Origin of the sequence: Okeania sp. SIO3B5 (assembly GCF_010692555.1) — a bacterium.
Taxonomy (GTDB): Bacteria; Cyanobacteriota; Cyanobacteriia; order Cyanobacteriales; family Microcoleaceae; genus Okeania.
On sequence record NZ_JAAHHG010000057.1, the window covers coordinates 12,325 to 35,231 of the forward strand.

Below are 22,907 nucleotides of genomic sequence, written 5' to 3' on the forward strand. Positions count from 1 at the left end.
TTGTCCAATAGTTATCTTGAGAATAGAAACAGTCATCGGAAAGCGATCGCTCAGTTGAGGGAGATTGATGTCTGATTTATCTATTGTCCAATAGTTATCTTGAGAATAGAAACAGTCATCGGAAAGCGATCGCTGATTTTCGGGAGATTAATGTCTGATTTATCTATTGTCCAATAGTTATCTTGAGAATAGAAACAGTCATCGGAAAGCGATCGCTCAGTTGAGGGAGATTGATGTCTGATTTATCTATTGTCCAATAGTTATCTTGAGAATAGAAACAGTCATCGGAAAGCAATCGCTGATTTTCGGGAGATTGATGTCTGATTTATCTATTGTCCAATAGTTATCTTGAGAATAGAAACAGTCATCGGAAAGCGATCGCTCAGTTGAGGGAGATTGATGTCTGATTTATCTATTGTCCAATAGTTATCTTGAGAATAGAAACAGTCATCGGAAAGCGATCGCTGATTTTCGGGAGATTAATGTCTGATTTATCTATTGTCCAATAGTTATCTTGAGAATAGAAACAGTCATCGGAAAGCGATCGCTGATTTTCGGGAGATTAATGTTTGATTTATCTATTGTCCAATAGTTATCTTGAGAATAGAAACAGTCATCGGAAAGCGATCGCTCAGTTGAGGGAGATTGATGTTTAATTTATCTATTGTCCAATAGTTATGTTGATTTTAGATACAGTCACAGCAAAGCGATCGCTGAGTTGAGAGAGATGGATGTTTGATTTATCAAAATCATGTGGGTCGCGCAACCCCGCCTTTTAAGGCGCAATATTTTTGGAGTCTTGCTCAAATCCCCTACTTCCCCTCCTGGGAGGGGCTAGGGGTGGGTTAACTTCTGAGTTCTGAGTTCTGAGTTCTGACTTCGTTAACTATTGTCCAATAGTTATGTTTATTTATATACAGTCACAGTCAAGCGATCGCTGAGTTTCAGGAGATTGATGTTTGATTTATCTATCTATTGTCCAATAGTTATGTTTATTTATATACGGTAACAGTCAAGCGATCGCTGAGTTTCAGGAGATTGATGTTTGATTTATCAAAATCATGTGGGTCGCGCAACTCCGCCTTTTAAGGCGCAATATTTTTGGAGTCTTGCTCAAATCGCCTACTTCCCCTCCTGGGAGGGGCTAGGGGTGGGTTAACTTCTGAGTTCTGAGTTCTGAGTTCTGACTTCGTTAACTATTGTCCAATAATTATGTTGATTGATATACAGTTCAGAGTCAAGCGATCGCTAAGTTGAGGGAGATTAATGTGTGATTTAACTATTGTCCAATAGTTATGTTGATTGATATACAGTTCAGAGTCAAGCGATCGCTAAGTTGAGGGAGATTAATGTGTGATTTAACTATTGTCCAATAGTTATGTTGATTGATATACAGTTCAGAGTCAAGCGATCGCTGAGTTTCAGGAGATTGATGTTTGATTTATCTATTGTCCAATAGTTATGTTGAGTTTAGATACAGTCACAGTCAAGCGATCGCTGAGTTTCAGGAGATTGATGTTTAATTTATTATCATGCAACAAAGCCGCTGACAACTATAGTCATTCTGAATAAGACTGGAACACTTTTTCGGCTGAAACTCTTTCAAATAAAAAGACAAGAAACCCTTGTCTCAATCTTAACTAGAATGACTTTAACGAAGTCAGAAGTCAGAAGTTAACCCACCCCTCGCCCCTCACCCTCCCAGGAGGGGAAGTAGGAGATGTGTGAGCAACTCTCCAAAAATATTGCGCCTTAAAAGACGGGGTTGCGCGACCCATGTTATTTTGATAAATTTAAGAGTTCAAAAAATCTAAATGATTCCCATGTTTTGCCCGTAAAGAAGCTACAGAACCTTGCAATTCTAACTTACCATTATCCAATAAAACAATCCATTCAGCCCGACTAATTACTCTTGGCCTATGACTAATAAAAATTGTTGTTTTACCACGACGATGCAACAATAAATTCTCCAAAACTTCCGCCTCACTCACAGGATCTAAACCAGAAGTTGATTCATCCAAAATCAATACAGCCGGCTCATTAACCATAGCTCTTGCTATTGCCAAACGTTGTCTTTGTCCGCCAGAAATATTTGCTCCAAATTCTCCTAAAACTGTTTGATATTTATCAGGTAAACGACTAATAAATTCATCTGCTCCAGAAATTTGACAAGCTTTAACGATTTGTTCAAAAGTTACTCCAGGTAAAGCTAATTGAAAATTTTCAATAATCGAACGACTCCAAAAATGAGCATCTTGAGGAACTAATACTACCTGTTTTCTAAAAGAATCTATATCTAAATCTTGCAGATTATAAATCCCAACTTGAATATTACCAGACTGCACCGGATACAAACCAGCAATTAATTTTGCCAACGTACTTTTACCACAACCAGATTCACCGATTAAAGCAATAGATTTACCACCAGGAAATTTCACCGAAAAATTTTCTAATAAATCAATTCTACCAGCGTAGTGAAAACTAATATTGGAGCAAATAATATCGGCTTTAGGACTAATTTTTACATCGGGTTTTTGATGATTTTTATCTACTTCTGGAGGATAATCAATTACTTCAGAAAGTCGTTTAGTGGCAGTCTGAACTCTGGTCAATTCATCCATCAATCCCACCAAAGTAGTAACCAAAGTTGAGACATATTGATTCATAGTAATAAAAGCTAATAATTGACCGATACTTAATTGTTCGGCGATGACTAAATTACTGCCAAACCACAAGAGAAAAATATTAGCAATATTACTAACTAAACCCGAAAAAGTATCATTCACAATGCCAATCTGAGTAGTTCTAAAACTCAAGTTAGCCAACTTACCAAACCTGCCTTGAAATTCCTCCCAAAATTGAGGAGAGCTAGAGGTAGTTTTGAGAGTCATTGCTCCCTTAAAGGTCTCTACTAAAACACCCTGATTTTCTGCCTCTAAAGCAAATAAACTTCTAGTTTTTTGCTGCAATATTGGCAACAAAGCAATAGTGGATAAAGTCATAATTACCGCCATAAAAACAGCAACTATACTCAGGGAAAAACTGTAAATACACATCACAGTCAAAGAAACCAAAGCAATAAAAAATTGACTGGGCAAACTGACAATTACTTGAGAAACCAACTGATTAATTTCTTTAATATCCGTCAACCTACTAACAATTTCACCGCTGCGTCGCGTCTCATAATACTTTAATGGTAAACTCAAAATTTTTCGCCCAAATTCCATCACTAACCCCAATTCCAAACGTTGGGCAAAATGAGCAATCATATTAGATTGAACAAATTCCAAACAACTGCTAAAAACATTCATCACAATCACAGCAATTACCACACTGGTAAGTAACTGAAAATCGCCCCGAACTAGCACATCATCAGTCAGAATTTGTACCAAAAAAGGAGAAGCAATAGAAAGCAAACCCAAGACAATATTCAGCAGAAAAACTTGAAGAATAATTTGCCGATAATACCAAACTCGTCTGAGCCATCTGCTAATATTACTGACTTTTTCATCAGCCTCAGAAAAAAAGCGTTTTGGGTCAGGTTCTACTAATAAACAGACCCAATCTCCCCAGGCTTCAGCTAATTCTTTTTTTGACAAAAAACGAACTCCAAGGGCAGGGTCAGCAATGACATATTTATCTCCTTGTTTGCCATACAAAACCACCCAATGATAGCCTTGCCAATGGATAATTGCGGGTAAAGGGGCACTTTCAATTTGGTCTAAAATTCCTGGATTTGCTTTGACAGACCTAGCATTAAAACCAATAGTATCTGCACCTTGTTTTAAACCTAATAATGTAGTTCCTTGTTGATTAGTACCAATAGTTTCTCTAATACGATTTATTGTTAAATTACGACCATGATATTTAGCAATAGAAGCCAAACAAGCCGCACCACAATCTTCTTCACTTTGCTGGAGAATTAATGGATATTTATTAACATTATTTATTTCGCGATCGCTAGATGCTTTTGGTAATATTGGTACTGGTACTATATCTAACATAATAATTTAAAAATTAAATAAAAAAAAGGAAGGCAGAAGGCAGAGGGCAGAAGGCAGAAGGGAAAGAAAAGTTCAAAGGGAAAAGGTTTTTTTATTGCGCTATTATCCGGGCATAATATCAGTCCTCATTTCTCAGTCTTGGTGAAGTCAGGAAATTCAGAAATAGAATAGGGGAAATAAGGTTGAAATTTACTCCCATCTCCCCACATTCCCCTCCTGGGAGGGGTTAGGGGTGGGTTCCCGCACCTCCCACACTCTCCCTATATTTTTAAATAGGGCTTGCTGATTAAATCTTAAAGCATTTACAGATAAAGGTTTTAGCTTTTTTAGGTCTGAAATACCCTGGTTTTCAGCTCTTGATGCTCAAAAAGTTAGCATTTCTGGCATAGAGTTGGGCAAAAAAAATTATTCCCCCTACTCCCCTACTCCCCTACTCCCCCGCTCCCCTACTCCTTAAAAAAGACTTTTTCAGCAAACCCTAAATAGATCCCAAATGAGTTCTATATTTCATCCCAAATAACTACTTCTGTTGACTAGGGAGCAAATCAGAAAAAAGCACCCATAAAATTATGGATGCCTCATTTAATCAAGTATCAATCAAAGTTATAATTTCACCATTACCGAATAATTAATAATTAAATAATTCTGGTTTGTAATTATCAATTATCAATTATCCATTAATGAAATAGCTTTTAGTAGCAGCCACCACCACGATATCCACGATAACCATAGCTACTACGACGGTAACCATAGCTTACAGAGCGACCGTATCCATACCTATCATAGTAGTAGCGAGGATCGTAGCCATAATAACTTACAGAGCGACCGCGACGGTAACCATCACAACCACAACCACCATTAATAGTAGCAGATTCTTCAGTGGAAATATCGGAAAATAGTTCGTTGTTTTGAGTGTCTTGCATGATTTTTTTCTCAGAGTTCAATTAGATCGACAAGTTAGTATAAATTTATGTTCATTTATTTAACTATCTTGTGATGTATAGTCTATTCTTCTTGAAGTGAAATGCAGCTTCAGGATATTTTTTTAATTTCTGTATATCAGTTTTTGTTGGGCTGCAGTTTGTTTGCTATTGTAGGCGAGAAAATCATGCTAAGATTCAAATAAAATTTGGCAAATTATACCAATTTGAAAAAAGAATGTTACAAATAATTTCAAACTTTAGATGTCGAAGAATTTGCTGCAATTACTGAAGCATCAAAGTTTTGAGTTATAAAATCTTACTTTTAACTTTTGAATTTTGACTTTTGAATTCCGTGAAACGGTATTAGGGTTCAATAATTTTTTCAAAATTAAACAATGTTAGAATAATATTTATTGGGCTAGTGTTGGATTTTTTTGTCAATCTAATTATAATGAATTAAATGTTAGTGAGGAGAAACCAATTAACCCAACTAATAAACAAGCCCAAGCTTGCCTAAGAGTTTGTCAAATGTTGTCTAACAGTTACAAAGATATTCACCTATTTCGTTTTGATGAAAGGTTAGGAAATGTCTTTATTCTAGCAGGCGATGATATCCAAATTATGATTCCTCCGAGTGGAGAATGGTATTTTTAACGAACGGGCCAGAGGCCCATTCCACAGTAATTAAGATTAATATCATCCACGCGCTTCAGCAACGCCTCAACTTTCTATTTTTGCTTGCGCTTCAGTGTAGAGACAGCACCAGCAGCACCAACTGCAAGTATTCCTAATGTTGAAGCAGGTTCAGGTATAGAACTAGATACAGGAGTAGATACAGGAGTAAGGGCGAGCGACAAAACATCTGTCTGTTCTGCCTCTTCTTCAGTAATACTTATTGAGAAACTACCACCGATACCTGCCAAAATTGGAGATACAAATTCTAATTCTAGCTCGTTATTACTATCAGTAGTGTTATTGCCAAATAAAAGTGAAAAAGACGAAGAACCATCAGAAGTCTGACTTACCAGTGCGGCATCAACATCATTTACCGTATCGCTAAAAAGCTCTGACCCTAAAAAATTCAAACTTGAACCAGTAAAATCATTAAAAATCAGGGGGGTAGATAGGGAAACAGGAGTTCCTCCCAAAGCAAAATTGTTTATAACCAATTCCTCTAATTCTTGATCATTAAGCACACCATCATCAAAAGCGTTATCAACTACATCTAACAAACCTGAGAATGAATTATTACCTACTTCAATATCCAATCCAAAAGTTAATGCTTGAGCTAAGTTAGCTTTCATGCCAACCAAACTAATAGCGGTAGTACAAATAGCAACAGCAGACAATTTTTTCAACAGTGAAATCATAAGTTCTTAAATCCTTTTTGCACAAATAATTCAGAGATAAAACGTAGATTACCTAAACACTGATAAATCTTTTACTCTATCTATCTAAATGATGCCAGACTTCTACAGAGAATGTCATTAGTTTTATTGGGTCTTCATCAAATCTTCATAAAACTAGGCTATAATTGAAAAATTTGAAATGTCTTCATTGGTATATTTACTGATTACCCACCTACAGCAGTTTCCGCGCGTTATGAGGTACTTATGTTGATGCTTTTAGGGAGTAGGGAGTAGGGAAGATGGGAATTAGGGTAGTGAACAAGCAAAAAATATTTACCCCATTAACTGTACCGCATTAGTTTGAAATCTGCTGTAATACTAAATCCGGTTTATAAAGTATCATAAGTTTTGTAGGTTGGGTTGAGGAACGAAACCCAACACTATCTTGGTTTTTTTTGGGTTGCGAGATACGCTTAACCCAATCTACTCACACCCTCAATTTCTTCATCTGCCACATCATACAACTCCCTCAACTTCTGCAACTTCTCCTCGTCTGCTTGCCATAAACCACGTCCGTTCGCTTCCAACATCCGCCCAATAATATTCCGAAACGCTTCCGGGTTTGCTTCCCGTAATTTCTGCGCCATCTCTGCATCTAAAGCATAGGTTTCGGCAGCACCGTCATAAACCCAATTATCGGCAAAATTAGCGGCGCCACCCCAACCTATCAACGCGGTCATCCGTTGGGAAATCTCGTAAGCTCCTCCACTACCTTGATTTGCCATTGCTTCTGCCCACTTTGGATTCAATAATTTTGTGCGATATTCCATCCGCAACAAGTCTTCTAATTTTCGGGGGGTGGTATCCTTGGAGAAACTTTCGACGAAACTCGCACTTACTTTTTTACCCCTCTGTTTTTCTGCTGCCAACTTTAACCCACCAGTATTAGCATAATATTCCTGAATATCTGTCAAACCATATTCCACCGAATCAATTTCCTGGACGATGCGATCGCAACCCTTCAACAACTCCTGCAAAACTTCCGGACGCGCCTCACCTTTATCCTGACGACCGTAACTAAAGACATTTCGCCCTTGCCAAGTATCGCCCAACTCATCCGCTGACTCCCAGTTACCATCCACAACCCGGTCATTCACCAAGGAACCAAAATCACCAGCAGGATTGGAAAATAACCGTGCCGAAACATTTTCTATACCCTGCGCTTGTAGTGCTAAAGCGTGTTTGCGGATAAAATTCTGTTCTACGGGTTCATCTGCGGTTGCTGCTCGTTGGAATAGATCGTCTAATAATTCAATAATATTCACAAAACTATCTCGGAAAATTCCCGATAAATTTCCTAAAATATCGATGCGGGGATGACCGACTTCAGCTAAAGTCTTTAATTCATAACGAACGATGCGGCCGGTACCTTCTTTTACTGGTTCAGCACCTACTAATTCTAATAAAATTCCGATTGATTCACCACGGGTTTTAATAGCATCCAAACCCCATAACATTACTGCCACAGTTTCGGGATAATTATTATTTTCTTCCAGATGTTGAGCAATAATTTTCTTGGCAATTTCTCGCCCTCTTTCATAAGCAGCAGGAGAAGGCATTCGATAGGGGTCTAAAGCATGAATATTTCGACCAGTTGGTAAAACTCCCGGACCATCTCGTAATAAATCTCCTCCTGGAGCAGCGGGAATATATTCTCCATTTAATCCACGCAAAAGATTAGTCAATTCATCAGTATTTTGCATCAACAAATCCCGAATATTTACCACACTTTGCCTAACATCATCATCCGTACATCCGTGCCCCAAATCCGTGTCTAGCTTATCAGTATTTTGCATCAACAAATCCCGAATATTTACAGCATCTTGATTAACATAATCATCCGTACATCCGTGCCCAAAATCCGTGTCGAGATATCCGTGCCCAAAATCCGAGTCTAGCCCTGCGATTTCTTCTCCCAAATAAGCCTCTAAATAAGATTTTAATTCTTCCTGATTCGGCACTTCTCCCAAAGTATGCAAACCAGAAGAAAATAATCTTTGTTCTACTACCTGCAAATATTCATATATTTGGACAAAATAGGGATTAACCACATCTGCACTAAACATCTGCGCATTTTCCGGGGTAAATTCAATTCCTAATTTTTTGCCATACTCAAACGGACAATCTGAATTTAAACCAGTATCAAAAATCTTCTTAAAAATCGGTTCCCGCAACCCCGAATTTTTCTGTGGGTCTTCCCGATATTCAGAAATTAACTCTCGCAAACTAACTAATTCTTTATATAAACCTGCCCGACCATAAGGAGGAATATTATGAGAAATTAACACCCCATAACCCCGACGTTTTGCCAACATAGATTCTGAAGGATTATTAGCAGCATATATATATAGATGTGGCATATTTCCTAATAGAATGTCCGACCAAGAATAGCCAGTATTTCCCAAGGGCGAACCGGGCAACCATTCCACGGTTCCGTGCATTCCAAAGTGAACTACTGCATCAGCTTGAAATTCATTTTGGAGCCATTTATAAAAAGCAGCATATTGGGGATGGGGTGTTAAATCTCTTTCAAACATTAAGCGCATTGGGTCGCCAGAAATTCCGAGGGGTGGTTGTACTCCTAGCCAAATATTTCCTAATTGAATTCCGCCAATATTAAAATTTTCACCATCGGTTTTTATACCAGTGCGGGTGAGATTTCCCCATTGTTTTTCCATGCGAGTTGTTGATAGATACCCTAACCATTTTTCTAGGGTTTTAATATTAACTTGAGAAGGATGGGAGAATGAAGAATGGGAATATGAAGGACGCGAGCAAGATGCTCGCACTGGATCTGAATTATGGGGGGAGGAAGAAGAGGAAGAAGAATAAATTTCGTCTGCTTCTTTAATTTGACGAATGAGTTCTTCCCCATCTTCGGGAATTTCTCCAACATTGTAACCTTCTTCTTTTAGAGCGTGGAGAAATTTGAGGAGAGAACGCGGCACGTTTAATAAAGCTGCTGTACCTGTGGCACCATAACCGGGAGGAAAACCATAAAGAATAACAGCTATTTTTCTTTCTGCGGGCGCTTTATGACGCAGTTTTATCCAATTTTTGACTCTACCCGTGAGACGCTTGACTCGTTCCGGAATTAAATAAATATCTTCTCCCACTAAACCACCCAGGGGAACAGGATCGATCGCTCCATCTAATTCTGGCAGTGCATATAAAACTACACTTTGCAAACCTCCCACACCTTGGCGCGTCCAAGAATGGATGTCTTGAATAAGTAGGGGTGCTGCTACAAAATAAGGAACATTTTTGGCAGTGAGGATGCGTTGGGAAACTTCCACTTGTCGTCCTGCTTCCATGGAACCTGCTGGTCCTCCAACCAAGGGGAAACCAATAGTTGAAACGACTGCATCGACTTTCACTGCTTCGGGAGAAAGAGAAAGTATTGGTTTAATAGAATCTAACTTTTGATTTTTGACTTTTGACTTTTGAGTTTCAACAGAATCTAACTTTTGACTTTTGACTTTTGACTTTTGAATTTCATGACTTTTGACTTTTGACTTTTGAATTTCATGCCTTTTGACTTTTGACTTTTGAATTTTATCTAACTTTTGACTTTTGACTTTTGACTTTTGAATTTTATCTAACTTTTGACTTTCCCACGCGCTCGTCATCCAGTCTCTGACGGCGACATGACCTTCGACTCCGTTGATAAATACAGGTAGGGGTGTTAAACCTGCTTCTTCAAATTTGCGGATAAGTTGAGGAATGTATGGTTGTTTGGTAATGACGTGTTTGCGGTAGAGCAAAATTCCTACAACGGGAGTAGGAGAAGTTTGTTTTTCTTGGCGATACCATTCCAGATATTTTTTGGGAGACTCAAAATAACCCTGGTAGTCTGGATGCAGCAAACCCATATTGGGAGTTTCCACTGGTGGGGGAATTTCTCCAACTTTTAAATCTAAATATTTTTCTGCTAACACCCAACACATAGCAGCCACATTTTCTGTACCACCAGCATTCCAATAACCGTAAATTATCAACCAGTTGCGGAGGTCTTGCACTTTTTTCACTGGTACAAATTTGAGTAACTTCGGACCTGTTTTCAGGAAACTGATATAACCCGCAAGTTTGTCTTCCTCTCTCCCGCTGGAAAATTTGCTAAGAATAAATTTGACTGGTTTTGGCATTCCTTTCGGTTGGTCGCCGATAATAAATTTTCCCAATTTTGTTAATGCCATCAATTCCAGTGCTGACTCAAAAACAAGACGGATGGGAATATTTTTTACTCTTTCACGCAACCATAAAACTTGGTCGTAGTCGAACAGCAGACTGCCGAAAAAAACATCAGCATTTTCCAGAGCAGTAGCGACAGTTTCTGGTTGTTGGGAAAGGGCGCGATCGCTAAATACTTGGATATCTAAATCTGGACATTGGGAAGTTGCCAGTTGAGCTGCTTGACGGTATAAACCAGTGTTAAAAGATTCAAAACCTGCGATTAAGACAATACGTTTCATGGCCTGATGTTAATAAAAGTTACTATACTATTAGGGTAGCGAAAAAAGACTAATTATTGTCCATATCATCAGTGGAATTTAGTAAGAGGGACTCAAGCAGTGGCAAAACTTCTGGAACATCAGTTTGAATAACATCCCAAAGAGTATTAAAGTTCAGGCGATCGTATTGATGAGCAAGAATATCTCGCATTCCAGCAATATCTTTCCACGGAATTTCCGGATATTGTTCCCGAAATTCTGGTGATAGTCGCTTGGTAGCTTCTCCCATTACAATAATTTGATAGAGAATGGCAGATTGTTTTTCTTCATTAGTTGCTAGCTCAGATTTATCAATTCCTTCAGCAAATTGCAAAACTCGCCTTGCTGCGTTAACTATATCCAGAAGTGATGCTATATCTCTGCTCATAAATTACCTGCGCTGTCTTGAGAATTTCCTGGCGACGAATCCAATTTTCACTCTTTTCAATGGATTCTTTTACAGCAATATCAACTTTTCGCCCTATGCTATTTTCTAATTCATGTTTAATTTTGGCAAGGGTTAATAATCCCTGGCGAGCATTGGGTGCAAAGTGAATGAGAATATCAATATCACTATCGGCGTGAAAGCGATCGCTTAAAACTGACCCAAACAAAGCTAATTCGGTAATATTCCAATGTTGGCAAAATTGAGCAATTTCTTGTGTTGATATGCCCAAACGTTCTTGTAATTGAGGATTTAATTTTAGCCGCATATATATTTCAAAATAACTAATAGCTAGATATAATTTATGCTATTATTAAACCATACAGTAAATATATATTTCATAAATCTTAATAATTAAAAATATGTCCAGTTTTTATAGATTAAAAGCTAGTCAACTTGACCATAACTTCCTAGAAACACTTAAAGCAAAATTTGGAGATAAAGAAATTGAAATTATTGTTTCTGAAGTTGATGAAACAGCATACTTATTTAAAAGTAAAACTAACAAAAATAGGCTGTTAAATGCGGTGAAAAATGTCGAGCATCAAACCAATTTAATTGAAGTATCACTAGAGGAAATCGAGTGAGTAAAAGAATTGTATTTGAGGCTTCTGCTCTTTGCAAATCCATTCCTCTCAGTTGTCGGTGCAATTAACTTAATTGGTAATCTCCCAATCCCATCAGAACTAATGATAATAGCCGGACGAATTTTTCTAATTTCCGATCCAATCGTTGGGTCAAAATTTGTTAGCCAAATATCTCCACGTTTAGGTAAATTATCATTGCTCATCTAATTCATCCCAAGTTTGTAATTCTTGCCATTCTCCCTCTTGCTGATAATGTTCTAACATTTTTTCAGCTTGCTTTGCTAGAATTTTTCGTCTTTCTTCTAATGGTAATTTCATTAAATAGTGGGCATCAGTTTCATCTTTTTCTTGGAGGTAAGTCAAGAAATCTAGGGCTATTTGTAGTCGTTCTGGAGAAAGATTTACTAACTTTTCTTTAGCAACTTCAAGGATTGTGGAATATGCTGATTTTAATGACATTTTGGCATCTCTCATTTTTAATTCACGATTAGGATGATTTTATCTTATCATTCCCACACTTTTACAAATTTAACCCACCTACTTAGCTACCTATAAAGTTATAATAACTAAAATAGTAGAACTATTATCTGTAAGTCCTTTCTCCCTAAATTATTCAAGTCAAAATATAATGATAAATCATAAAAATCCTTTTACCGTTGGTCAGACAGTCCCCCCAGAACGTTTTGTGGGACGCAAGTATGAAATTAATAGCACTTTTGCTCAAATAGCTAATGGTGGTCATGTGGCAATTTGGGGTGGTTCAGGTATGGGCAAATCATCTTTGCTAGAGGTTTTAAAATCTCCTGAAGTTTGGCAGAAACGCGGGTTCGATCCATCTCAAGTTGTTATTGTTTATTTCCGTTGTTTAAGTATCGAACCTTTCCTACCTTCTAAATTTTGGCGAGAAATTCTCAATTTGTTAGCTGAAAAGTTTCAACAAAATGATTCTTTCTATTCAGAAATTAAGGCTAAACCAGAAGTAAATAAAGATGATTTTCGCCAAGCATTAAGACAGATAGGAGAACAAAATAAACACTTGGTTTTGCTGGTAGATGATTATCATGTTGTTATGCACCCAAACTCTCAATATAAAGCAGAAAATATAGAGGAATTTTTAGGTGAATGTCGTAGTTTAGTTCATTATTCAGAGGAGAGTAAATATCTGTCAATGATTGTTACTTCATTGCGACGTTTGAATGACATAGGTCCTACTCTAACACCAGGAAAATCTCCTTGGTATAACCATTATTTGTTTATACCACTTAAGCCATTTACGGAGCAGGAAGTAGTAAATGTTTTAAGTGGACTGCCAATGACACCCGAATTACGAGATGGGATTCGACAAATAGCTGATAGTAACCCTACTTTGTTACAAAATGCAGGATTTATTTTGTACAATAAATTACAATCTCAGGAACCTCGTGATGTTGAGACATTTACTAAAGATTTTTTAGCAACAACAGAAAATTTTTTTCAGGATATATGGCAGCTTTCAAATGCAGAAGAACAAGCTATTTTAATGCTTATTGCTTTATCAAGTTTAAAAGGTCGTTTGCCACGAACAAAGAAGCGTTATGACTTGGGTAATATTGAGATAATTTTTAGCCAAAAAGAACAAGAATTAAATGATTTAGAGGAACGTGGCATAATTATCTCTAATAAAACTGAGGATAAAACAATTTACTCTTTTGCTTCATCTTTGATGGAATGGTGGGTAATTCAGGAAATTAAGAATAGTGATGATGAAAAACTTAAAAATCGAGAGAAAACATTTCTCAATCTGATGAACCATAGGCAATTAGAGAGAGTTAAAAATGTAATTAGAGTTTTGTGGAAAAATAGAGAGGATGTGACATCTGTAGTAGAATGGATTTCTGAGCTGGTTTTATAAAGAGAGAAAAACTTGTCGGGTGCGTATTTACGGCTAAAATTTAGACTGTAAAAGGTATTTAACAATCCACCGTAACGCACCATTTTAGTTGTGTAGGTTTAATATAGCAGTTCTTTAGTCTACAAGGTACAGTTTTAGATCCCCCCTAACCCCCCTTAATAAGGGGGGAACTGCTTAAAAAGGGGAGAGCTAACAAAAAGTATCCCTTTTTTAAACTATGCTTGATCAACATCTTTATTAACATAAAACTCGCTCAAATAGAGAGGTACAGTTTTAGATCCCCCCTAACCCCCCTTAGTAAGGGGGGAACCGCTTAAAAAGAGGGGAGCTAACAAAAAATATCCCTTTTTTAAACTATGCTTGATCAACATCTTTATTAACATAAAAAAAGTCCCCCTTTTTAAGGGGGATTTAGGGGGATCGTAAATGTATTTCATTAAACAGAGAAATGCTATAGGCTAATTTCAAATTAATTAATATGATACTTTCAGCTAATCGGAAAAATCCCTACATCATTGGTCGTCCAATTTATGAAAAGGAATTATTTTTTGGCAGAGACAATCTGTTTAAATATATTGGTGCTAACTTGAACAATGGTGCAAAAGCTATATTATTACAGGGTCAACGAAGAATAGGTAAGTCATCTGTTTTACATCAAATTCCTAATGGTGTGAAGGGAGATAATTTTGTTTTTGTTTACTTCGATCTTCAAGATAAAGCCAACTTAACTCTTGCAGAAGTCTTGGAAAAATTAGCTATAGAAATAATTAGAAAATTAGAGCTGAAACAGGATAATATTAAGCAACCTTTAAAGACAAATTTAGAGGCAAACACTAAGATTTTTTCTCAAAATTTTTTACCTCAAGTATTTCAAAATTTAGGTGACAAAAATTTAGTATTGTTACTGGATGAATTTGATGTGTTAAGCGATTATAATCCGGCATCAGCAATAAAACATTTTTTCCCCTACTTACAGTCTATTATTTCAAATCATCAGCAACTTTTTATTATTCCAGTTGTAGGAAGACGACTGGATGAGATGGAGTACTTACTCAATTTATTTCGGAGAGCGCCCAATCAAGAAATTGGTTTGTTGGACGAAAAAAGTGCTACTCAGTTGATTACTAAACCTGCTGAGGGAGTGCTGGAATATGGAGAGGATGCGATCGCAGCCATATTAGAACTTTCCGCAGGCCATCCCTATTTTACCCAAGTAATCTGTTTTCAAATTTTCCAGCAAGCAGAAGCAGAAAATAATTGGCAGGTGACGAGCGTAGATGTGGATAAAATGATTGTAGATAGAGCAATTGAAAGTGCTGAAGGTGGGTTGACATGGTTTCGGGATGGACTGCCAATACCGGAGCGAGCGATCTTCTCAGCAGTAGCAGAAGCTCAAAGGATAGCAGCTATCAAACCTACTCAAGTTGTCAAAGATCCATTGACAGTCTTGAAAGAGTATGGAGTTGTTCTTAAAGAATCTCTGTCTCAAGCAGCAGATCGATTAGTTGAATGGGGTTTTTTAGATTTGGCAGAGAGTTCAGATTTAGCTTGGGATAAAGTTCCTAGATATAAAGTAAAAATTGAATTAGTTCGTCGTTGGTTATTGAAACGATATTCTTTGAGAGGAGAAATATACGAACTGGAGAATCTGAGTTCAGAGGCTAATCGCATTTATAAATTAGCCACAGACTTGCAACAAGAATTAGTTCCGCCGACAAGTGTCATTGCTCTTTATGAGCAGGTTTTGAAAATCAACCCCAACCATTTCAAGGCTTTATTTGATTTGGCAGAGGCATATTTAGTGGTCGAAGACTTTAGCAAAGCAGTTGAATTTTACCAACGAGGATATGACGTTAATCAAGTCCGGGCTGAGGATGGGTTAGTGAAATCACTTTTAGGTTACGGGCAAAATTTGATGGAGCAAAGAAAGTGGAAAACAGCCAAGGAAGAGTTTGAAGAAGTATTAAATATTGAGCCTGACAACACATTAGCAAAAAATAGATTGAGAGAAATTGAGCAAATTTTAGAGATAAAGAAAGATCCTCCCATTGATCGGCCAGTTCCCCCAGAACGTTTTGTGGGGCGGGACAATTTAATCGCGATCGCATTTGACCAAATACGCAGTCACAGTAATTTGGCCATTTGGGGTGGCCCTGGTATGGGAAAAACTTATTTTCTTAACCTTCTCACATCCCATCAAGTCTGGCAGTCACGAGAGACAGATCCATCTAGAGCAATAATTGTTTATCTAAATTGCCTAGAAATTTTACCTTTTATGCCTGCTAGTTTTTGGCGAAGGATTATTGATTTAATTAGAGAAAAAACAGAAGGTAATGCTGTTCTACAACAAATAACTAGACAATTATTAAACAAGCCAAAACTAACTAAAGATGACTTAAGTTTAGTTTTGAATAAAACAGGTAAGCAAAACAAGTTTTTAGTACTGCTTTTAGATAATTATGATGCGACTTTTCGTTCTAATTCTCAGTATACTGAAACTGATATAGAAGTGTTTTTGAGCGAGTGCCGTAATTTGGCATATCATTCCTTAGAGGGAAGGTATTTATCAATGATTGTAACTTCATCACAACGCTTAAATGAAACTGGTCCTAGTCTGACACAAGAAAAATCTCCTTGGTATAATCATTACGCATTTCAACAATTAAAACCATTGAATCAAAATGAGGTAGACAGTCTACTTAATGAGATAGAAATAATACCAGAAACAAGAGAAGGAATTGAAGAAATTTCTGGTGGGAATCCAGCTTTACTAAAAAATGCAAAGTTGATTTTGCACAACAAAATCTGCTCTGGAGAAACGATTAGTGCTGAGGTATTTGCTAGAGACTTCATCAAAGCAACAGGACACTTTTTTAGACGTACATGGCAACTTTTCAATAAATTAGAGCAAACATTGTTAATGTTAATTGCATTATCCAAATTGTCATATCGTGTGCAAAATAAGCTCTATAATTTAGGTGATATTAGTATTATTTTTAGTCAGAAAGAACGAGAATTGATTGATTTACAACAAAGGGGAATAATTAAACGAACTGCAGAACAAAAAAATACAGGTTATTTATTTTATTCGACAATTATGGAGTGGTGGGTAATTAGAGAAATTGAAAATTATAATCCAGAAACATTTAAACAGATGGAGAAAATATTTCTCAATTTGATGAGTCATCAACAGGCAGAAAAAGTAATAAATGTGATTAAGTATTTATCAGAAAATAAAGAAGCTACAAAATCCATTGTGAAATGGGTGAGCAAGCTAGCAAAATGCTTTGCATAATTTTTATAGTCCAGTAAGGTGTTTGAGACGGCTCAAATCCTTGCTAAAATAGAAATGGTACGTTACATTTCATTAACGCACCCTACTGGACTGTTTCACCTAAAATGGTGCGATAAGTGTAGGTTGGGTTGAGGGACGTTAGCGGAGCTTATCCTACGGATAAACCCAACAGTAGTAAGGTTTTTTTGGGTTTCACTGCCGTTCAACCCAACCTACTAGACTGACACACTTAATTAAATTAAATATGGAAAAGATGGTTTTTCTGTTAGTTGGTAATAGTAAAAATATAATTGCTACAAAAACTAATAATTAACATGAAATCTGCAAAAAATTGGGAAAATCCTTATATTATTGGTCGTTCTATCTATGAACCAGAATTATTTTTTGGCAGAGAAAATATATTTCGCTTTATTGAAGATAATTTGAATAACAATCAACAAGTTATTCTGCTGCATGGTCAAAGACGTATAGGTAAATCCTCTGTACTACAGCAAATTCCTAAACAGGTCAATTTGGATAATAAAAAATTTGTTTTTATCCTGTCAGATTTTCAACATAAAGGCCAATGGTCTCTCGATCAAATTATCTATAAACTTGCTCAAGAAATTTATGAGCATCTTGGAATAACTACAAATGCAATTGGCTTACCTCCACTTCAAGATTTAAAACAAGATACAGCAGCTAAATTCAGAGTATTATTGCATCAGATACTGCAGAAATTGGGTAGTAGAAATTTAGTATTATTGCTGGATGAGTTTGATGTGTTAAGCGGCAATAATAATGACTCAGGACTTGAAGGTTTCTTTGGATACTTAAAGCTAATTATGTCTCAAGAGAAGCAACTTTTTATTATTCCAGTTTTGGGAAGACGACTAAGTGATATACCGAAGCTCATCGCATTGTTTAAGGATGCCCCTAACCTGAGAATAGGATTGCTAGACGAATCAAGTACCAAAAACTTGATTACAATACCTCCTAGAAAATTTCTGGAATACAATGACAGAGCAATAGACGAAATTATCAGACTTTCAACACGACATCCTTACTTTACACAAGTTATATGCTACGCTCTGTTTGTACAAGCACGGGAAAATGAGAAAACTAAGATTCTCCTAGATGATGTAGGCAAAGTTATAAACAATGCTATTGAGTTGAGCGAAGCAGGGTTAGCTTGGTTTCGAGAAGGATTATTGATTCCAGAAAGAGTTGTGTTCTCAGCAGCAGCAGAAGCTCAAAACAGAAGGCTAAGACCGTCACCCCTAGAAGACCCTTTAAATCTGCTAAAAAGGTATGGAGTTATTACACAGCAACTAGGCAAAGCACAACAAACTTTGATTGAAAATGAGTTTTTAGATAGAGATGGTCGTAAAGTTATAGTTGAGTTTGTTCGTCGTTGGTTAATCAAATATTGCCCACTACAGTCAGAGATATCGGAATTGGGGAAACTTAATGCTGAAGCTAATGATTACTACGAAAAAGCTAATATATGGCGTGAGCGGGGAAATGTAGATGATGAGTTGTATCACTATCGTAAGGCTTTAGAACTTAATCCTAACCATTTTAGTGCTTTATTCGGCTTGGCTGAAGCATGCCAAAAAAATGAAAAATTTCCGGAAGCACGAGAGCTATATAAGCGAGGTTACAAGATTGACCGACAACGTGTGAAAAAAGATTACATAGAACCATTACTAAGTAAGGCTGATAATTATTTGCAAAGTAATCGTTTACCTAGGAGAAATTTAAGCTTAGTTAAAAAGCTCTATGAACAAGTATTAGAAATTGATCGTAATAATACAAAGGCTCGAAATAAACTTAAAGAGCTTAAAGACAAGGAAAATATAAAGATTCCAATCCGTTTTGTCATTTCAGCAGCAGTTTTGGCATTTCCTATACTGATTGGAATAGGAATATTTTTGGGAACAATAGTACCAGATTTTCAACTATGGCCAATATTCTCATCTGAGGAGAAGAGACAAAGATTTAGTAGTGGTGAAAACACAGTATTTTATAATACTAATAATGAAAATTATAATAGGGATATTTTTAGTTGTAATCAAGAATTCCAAAAGCAGAATTATAACGAAGCAGCAAATTGTTTTGATGGACTTGCACAGGATTATCGCAACGAACCAGAACTGTTGATTTACTATAACAATTCTCTAGCTCGTAACCATAATAATCCTATAAAGATAGCTGTAGTTGTACCAGCAAATAAGAATAGTGAAAGAGCTAAATCAATTTTGCGAGGTGTTGCTCAGGCACAAAATGAATATAACAAAAACCAAAATAATATTAGGTTGCTGGAAATTATTATTGCTAATGATAGTAATGATAATGAAGTGTCTCCAAAAGTAGCTCAAGAAATAGTCAGAAATCCAGATATTTTAGGAGTCATAGGACATAATTCCAGTAATGCTACTAAAGCAGCATTAGAAGTGTATGAAAAAAGAGAACTGGCAGTTATTTCTGCTACTAGCACAAGTACAGAATTGAAAGGTGACGCTTTTTTGAGAACAGTGATTGATAACTCTGTAATGACTAAAAAGCTAGTTGAATATGTTCAATTGCTACCTACAGAAAAGATTGTGGTTTTTTATAACGAGCAAAGTTCATATAGTAAAAGTTTAAAGGATTTTTTTGATTTTGACTTAAACAATATGAACCCTAACATACAGGTTGGCAGTATAGACTTAAAACAACCGTCTTTTGATATAAATAAAGAAATTCAGGATGCTACAAATAACCAGTTCAAAATTGGGATGCTATTTCCAAATGTAGACACAGTTGACTCAGTAATTGAAATTGCCAAAGCCAATTATGAACTATCAGAAAACCAAAAATTAAGGTTATTTGGTAGCGATATTCTTTATAATTGCGATACCTTAAAAAAAGGTCAGCAAGCAGTTAAAGGTTTGATTTTGGCAGTACCGTGGTTTAAAGGATTACCTACAGCAAAACCATTTTTAGATCGAGCAAAAGCTCAGTGGGGAGGAGAGGTTGGTTGGCGTACTGCTACCAGTTATGATGCAACTAAGGCTTTTATTGATGCTTTATCTAATTCTGGTGATAATCCCACTAGGTCTAGAGTTTTGGAAAAACTTAAAGAAGTAAATCTTCCATACAATGAGACATCTGGACAAAATCTTAGGTTTAATCCGGAAGGTGAAATTACTGGTCAAGCAATTCTTGTTGAAGTTGTTGAATCTCCAAATCGATTTTGCTCTAATTTAGATTTTCGTTTAGTAGATGAGTAGGGTTATTTCAGTTATTAGTGGTTTTGTTGCACAACCTATGATAGAATTAACAGGACTTACGCATTAGGAACGAATTTTGGGCGTTTGAGATTGCTTCGCTGCCGCTCGCAATGACATAATTGCGTTGTTTTGCGTAAGTCCTAATTAATTAAATGTTGAGTGAGAATAAATCAATTAATCCAACCAATAAACAAACCCAAGCGTGCCTGAGAGTTTGTCAAATGTTGTCTAACAGTTACAAAGATATTCACCTATTTCGTTTTGATGAAAAATTAGGAAATATCTTTATTCTGGCAGGTGACGATATCCAAATTATGATTCCTCCCAGTGGAGAATGGTATTTTTTATGAAATCTAATTTTGAAGAAATGACTAAAGCTGAATTAAAAGCTTACGTTTTAGAACACCGAGACGATATCGAAGCAATTCGATTGCTATTTCGTATTCCACCAGGAGTGGAAGTTAAACGATATCCTCCTGTTTGTACTGAAGAAGGTGTACCAATTCCAGAAAATATTCGCATTATGGAACAGGCAATTCAGGAGAGAGTAGCGCAAGATAATGAAGAGAGCGATCGCTATTAACGAAGTCAGAAGTTATTTTTGTAACGGGGAATGAACGGGAATGAACGGGAATGAACGGGCCAGAGGCCCATTCCACTTCCACTTCCACTTCCACTTCCACTTCCACAAAACTATTAAAATCATCCCGTATTTATGCAACGCCTAAAAAGTCTAAAAATAAATAAGTTCAATTATTTCCTACTAAGCATCTCAATTTTAATAGGTACTATTCTCCGCTACAATTTTTGGGCAGATAAACCCGCTGACTCTATAGAAATATCCACTTTAGGTTACAGTCTCGGTAATAACTTTCTTGACATCCCCCTAGATAAAGTCATCACTTGGCAACAACTCCTCTCACCCCTGCGCTTCGACGCAACAATTCCCTACAGCGATGTCATTCACAACCTAATGACTGAAAGCACTCATCCTCCTCTATATTTTCTGCTGACTCATTTTTGGCTGAAAATATTTACCGCAGATGGAGAAATAGTATCATTAGCAGTAGGGCGATCGCTCAGTGCTTTGTTTGGTGTATTAGCTATTCCGGCAATATTTGCTCTTGGTTGTTTTGCCTTTCGCTCTCAGATAGTGGGGCAAATAGCTGCTGCACTGATGGCGCTTTCTCCCTACGGCATTTATGTTGCTCAAGAAGCTCGTCATTATACCCTAACTATTCTCTGGATAATCATTTCTCTAGCTTTTCTCATCCAAGCAATACGCTGTATTCAGCAGCAAAAAAAATTACCTTTATGGTTAGGATTTTTCTGGATAATAATTAATAGTTTAGGTATTGCCACCCACTATTTTTTTGCATTAACCTTAGCTGCGGAAGGCTTAGTTATGAGTTGGTTTTTGCTCAGGGATATCAAACAATTTTCTCAACGTTATTGGTGTCACATTTATATAGTTGGGTTGGGGAGTTTAGTTGGTTGTTTGGTGTGGTTGCCAGCAGTGACAGGTATTTCGGGAAATGATTTGACGAGTTGGATAGATACCAGTTATGACTTAGACGATATTTGGCAACCTATCTTACGTTTATTTGTCTGGGGAATAACAATGATATTTATGTTGCCAGTGGAGGGAACAAGTACTTTTATTAGTATCCTTTCTGGCGTGACAATGTTGTTAGTTTTAGTCTGGGTTTTTCCTAGTTTATGGCAAGGATGGGAAGTAGCGATCGCTTCTCCATTAGCAGGTCTTTCTCTTCAGATATTAGGAGCTTTTTTAGGGTTTGCAATCCTCCTATTTTTATTTGTAATTTATGGTTTAGGAAAAGACATATCTTTAGTTGCTCGTTATGGCTTTGTTTATTTTCCTGTAGTTTTATTGTTGTTGGGGTCAAGTATGACTAATTGTTGGCAAAATAATATTGAGGAGAAGAAAACAAGAAGCAAACTGTTTGAAAATATTCCTAATTTTTTCAGAGCAACAGGCAAAAAAGTTGTAGTCATAATATTAATAATGGGATTATTTGGAGCCTTAAGTGTAGTCACAAATTATGCCTATCAAAAATCACGACGAGCGGACTTATTAGCACAAGTAATTCAAACAAAATCTCAAGCTCCAATATTGATTGCCATGAGTTATAAAACTCACTCAGAAATTCGTGCTTTAATGGCTATTGGTTTATATTTCCAACGTTTGGAAAAAAAGACTAATTTACCAACAGAAACATTAGAATTTGTTTTGGCAAAAAAACAAGAAAACTCAGCATTATTACCTGATTCAACAATTGCTCAAATCTTGACAGAAAAAACCAGACCTTTAGACTTATGGGCAGTGAATTTAGAAGTAAATAAAAATGATTTAGAGAAATTTAACTGTTGGGAGAATCCTGGTAAAAATATCAGGAACGGGCAAGATGCCCATTCCACAGTTAATTATAGTTATGAACTATATAATTGTCGATGAAAAATGGGTAGTCCTGCATAGTAATGGTAAGATATAAAATTGCAGAATAATAAGTAATAAAGTTCAGTTTGTGGAGATGAATTGTCCTAAATGCCAGTCTACTAAAATTATAAAGTATGGACATACTCATTAT

The 22,907-nt window shown here is 36.5% G+C and carries 17 protein-coding genes; 8 read left to right on the plus strand and 9 right to left on the minus strand.

The window, feature by feature from the left end:
• Positions 1 to 163: 163 nt before the first annotated feature.
• From F6K54_RS10645 to F6K54_RS10655, 3 genes are all read right to left on the minus strand, one after another.
• Positions 164 to 295 carry a hypothetical protein gene (locus tag F6K54_RS10645; protein ID WP_293077241.1) on the minus strand — a complete coding sequence of 44 codons (132 nt, stop codon included), beginning with the start codon at positions 293 to 295 and terminating at the stop codon, positions 164 to 166.
• Positions 296 to 1,793: 1,498 nt separating this feature from the next.
• On the minus strand, positions 1,794 to 4,004 hold the full coding sequence (locus F6K54_RS10650) for a peptidase domain-containing ABC transporter (protein ID WP_293077242.1): 2,211 nt from the start codon (positions 4,002 to 4,004) through the stop codon (positions 1,794 to 1,796).
• Between the two features lie 692 nt (positions 4,005 to 4,696).
• Positions 4,697 to 4,927, minus strand: coding sequence for a hypothetical protein (locus F6K54_RS10655; RefSeq protein WP_293077244.1), 231 nt, complete (start codon positions 4,925 to 4,927; stop codon positions 4,697 to 4,699).
• A 480-nt stretch (positions 4,928 to 5,407) separates the two neighbouring features.
• Between F6K54_RS10655 and F6K54_RS10660 the strand changes: the two genes are divergently transcribed.
• Entirely contained in the window at positions 5,408 to 5,581 is a 174-nt protein-coding gene (locus F6K54_RS10660) for a hypothetical protein (RefSeq protein ID WP_375341962.1), read from the plus strand.
• Positions 5,582 to 5,655: 74 nt separating this feature from the next.
• Here F6K54_RS10660 and F6K54_RS10665 read toward each other — a convergent pair whose 3' ends face one another.
• The 4 genes from F6K54_RS10665 to F6K54_RS10680 form a co-directional block, all read right to left on the minus strand.
• Positions 5,656 to 6,297 carry a PEP-CTERM sorting domain-containing protein gene (locus F6K54_RS10665; RefSeq protein WP_293077248.1) on the minus strand — a complete coding sequence of 214 codons (642 nt, stop codon included), beginning with the start codon at positions 6,295 to 6,297 and terminating at the stop codon, positions 5,656 to 5,658.
• Positions 6,298 to 6,749: 452 nt separating this feature from the next.
• On the minus strand, positions 6,750 to 10,808 hold the full coding sequence (bchH, locus tag F6K54_RS10670) for a magnesium chelatase subunit H (RefSeq protein ID WP_293077250.1): 4,059 nt from the start codon (positions 10,806 to 10,808) through the stop codon (positions 6,750 to 6,752).
• Between the two features lie 49 nt (positions 10,809 to 10,857).
• Positions 10,858 to 11,214 carry a DUF86 domain-containing protein gene (locus tag F6K54_RS10675; protein ID WP_293077252.1) on the minus strand — a complete coding sequence of 119 codons (357 nt, stop codon included), beginning with the start codon at positions 11,212 to 11,214 and terminating at the stop codon, positions 10,858 to 10,860.
• Positions 11,177 to 11,539: a nucleotidyltransferase family protein gene (locus tag F6K54_RS10680; protein ID WP_293077254.1), complete on the minus strand. Its 363-nt coding sequence runs from the start codon at positions 11,537 to 11,539 to the stop codon at positions 11,177 to 11,179. Before F6K54_RS10680 ends, F6K54_RS10675 begins: the two co-directional genes overlap by 38 nt.
• Positions 11,540 to 11,633: 94 nt before the next feature.
• On the opposite strand from F6K54_RS10680, the gene F6K54_RS10685 reads away from it, so the two are divergent.
• On the plus strand, positions 11,634 to 11,858 hold the full coding sequence (locus F6K54_RS10685) for a hypothetical protein (RefSeq protein WP_293077256.1): 225 nt from the start codon (positions 11,634 to 11,636) through the stop codon (positions 11,856 to 11,858).
• Here F6K54_RS10685 and F6K54_RS10690 read toward each other — a convergent pair.
• Together F6K54_RS10690 and F6K54_RS10695 are read right to left on the minus strand one after the other, a co-directional pair.
• The gene (locus F6K54_RS10690) at positions 11,816 to 12,061 is read right to left on the minus strand and encodes a type II toxin-antitoxin system PemK/MazF family toxin (protein WP_293077258.1); all 246 of its coding nucleotides are present in this window, start codon (positions 12,059 to 12,061) and stop codon (positions 11,816 to 11,818) included. The two genes, F6K54_RS10685 and F6K54_RS10690, sit on opposite strands and share 43 nt — an antisense overlap.
• Complete coding sequence (locus tag F6K54_RS10695) at positions 12,051 to 12,317, minus strand: hypothetical protein (protein ID WP_293077260.1); 267 nt, start codon at positions 12,315 to 12,317, stop codon at positions 12,051 to 12,053. Before F6K54_RS10695 ends, F6K54_RS10690 begins: the two co-directional genes overlap by 11 nt.
• Before the next feature lie 169 nt (positions 12,318 to 12,486).
• Between F6K54_RS10695 and F6K54_RS10700 the strand changes: the two genes are divergently transcribed.
• From F6K54_RS10700 to F6K54_RS10725, 6 genes are all read left to right on the plus strand, one after another.
• Complete coding sequence (locus F6K54_RS10700; RefSeq protein ID WP_293077262.1) at positions 12,487 to 13,749, plus strand: ATP-binding protein; 1,263 nt, start codon at positions 12,487 to 12,489, stop codon at positions 13,747 to 13,749.
• A 478-nt stretch (positions 13,750 to 14,227) separates the two neighbouring features.
• Positions 14,228 to 17,044, plus strand: a complete 2,817-nt coding sequence (locus tag F6K54_RS10705) for an AAA-like domain-containing protein (RefSeq protein WP_293077264.1) — start codon at positions 14,228 to 14,230, stop codon at positions 17,042 to 17,044.
• Between the two features lie 314 nt (positions 17,045 to 17,358).
• Positions 17,359 to 20,298, plus strand: coding sequence for an ABC transporter substrate-binding protein (locus F6K54_RS10710; protein WP_293077266.1), 2,940 nt, complete (start codon positions 17,359 to 17,361; stop codon positions 20,296 to 20,298).
• 152 nt (positions 20,299 to 20,450) lie between these two features.
• On the plus strand, positions 20,451 to 20,648 hold the full coding sequence (locus F6K54_RS10715) for a DUF6888 family protein (RefSeq protein WP_293077268.1): 198 nt from the start codon (positions 20,451 to 20,453) through the stop codon (positions 20,646 to 20,648).
• Positions 20,645 to 20,881 (plus strand): DUF6887 family protein, encoded by a 237-nt coding sequence (locus F6K54_RS10720; protein ID WP_293077270.1) that lies wholly within the window; start codon positions 20,645 to 20,647, stop codon positions 20,879 to 20,881. The genes F6K54_RS10715 and F6K54_RS10720 overlap by 4 nt, the downstream gene beginning before the upstream one ends.
• 132 nt (positions 20,882 to 21,013) lie before the next feature.
• Complete coding sequence (locus F6K54_RS10725; protein WP_293077272.1) at positions 21,014 to 22,774, plus strand: hypothetical protein; 1,761 nt, start codon at positions 21,014 to 21,016, stop codon at positions 22,772 to 22,774.
• Positions 22,775 to 22,907: the final 133 nt, after the last annotated feature.

Coding starts and splice junctions, on each gene's coding strand:
- bchH (WP_293077250.1), bottom strand. CDS start 10,808: ATGAAACGTATTGTCTTAATCGCAGGTTTTGAATCTTTTAACACTGGT.
- F6K54_RS10695 (WP_293077260.1), bottom strand. CDS start 12,317: ATGTCATTAAAATCAGCATATTCCACAATCCTTGAAGTTGCTAAAGAA.
- F6K54_RS10675 (WP_293077252.1), bottom strand. CDS start 11,214: ATGAGCAGAGATATAGCATCACTTCTGGATATAGTTAACGCAGCAAGG.
- F6K54_RS10685 (WP_293077256.1), top strand. CDS start 11,634: ATGTCCAGTTTTTATAGATTAAAAGCTAGTCAACTTGACCATAACTTC.
- F6K54_RS10700 (WP_293077262.1), top strand. CDS start 12,487: ATGATAAATCATAAAAATCCTTTTACCGTTGGTCAGACAGTCCCCCCA.
- F6K54_RS10725 (WP_293077272.1), top strand. CDS start 21,014: ATGCAACGCCTAAAAAGTCTAAAAATAAATAAGTTCAATTATTTCCTA.
- F6K54_RS10715 (WP_293077268.1), top strand. CDS start 20,451: ATGTTGAGTGAGAATAAATCAATTAATCCAACCAATAAACAAACCCAA.
- F6K54_RS10690 (WP_293077258.1), bottom strand. CDS start 12,061: ATGAGCAATGATAATTTACCTAAACGTGGAGATATTTGGCTAACAAAT.
- F6K54_RS10665 (WP_293077248.1), bottom strand. CDS start 6,297: ATGATTTCACTGTTGAAAAAATTGTCTGCTGTTGCTATTTGTACTACC.
- F6K54_RS10720 (WP_293077270.1), top strand. CDS start 20,645: ATGAAATCTAATTTTGAAGAAATGACTAAAGCTGAATTAAAAGCTTAC.
- F6K54_RS10650 (WP_293077242.1), bottom strand. CDS start 4,004: ATGTTAGATATAGTACCAGTACCAATATTACCAAAAGCATCTAGCGAT.
- F6K54_RS10705 (WP_293077264.1), top strand. CDS start 14,228: ATGATACTTTCAGCTAATCGGAAAAATCCCTACATCATTGGTCGTCCA.
- F6K54_RS10680 (WP_293077254.1), bottom strand. CDS start 11,539: ATGCGGCTAAAATTAAATCCTCAATTACAAGAACGTTTGGGCATATCA.
- F6K54_RS10710 (WP_293077266.1), top strand. CDS start 17,359: ATGAAATCTGCAAAAAATTGGGAAAATCCTTATATTATTGGTCGTTCT.
- F6K54_RS10655 (WP_293077244.1), bottom strand. CDS start 4,927: ATGCAAGACACTCAAAACAACGAACTATTTTCCGATATTTCCACTGAA.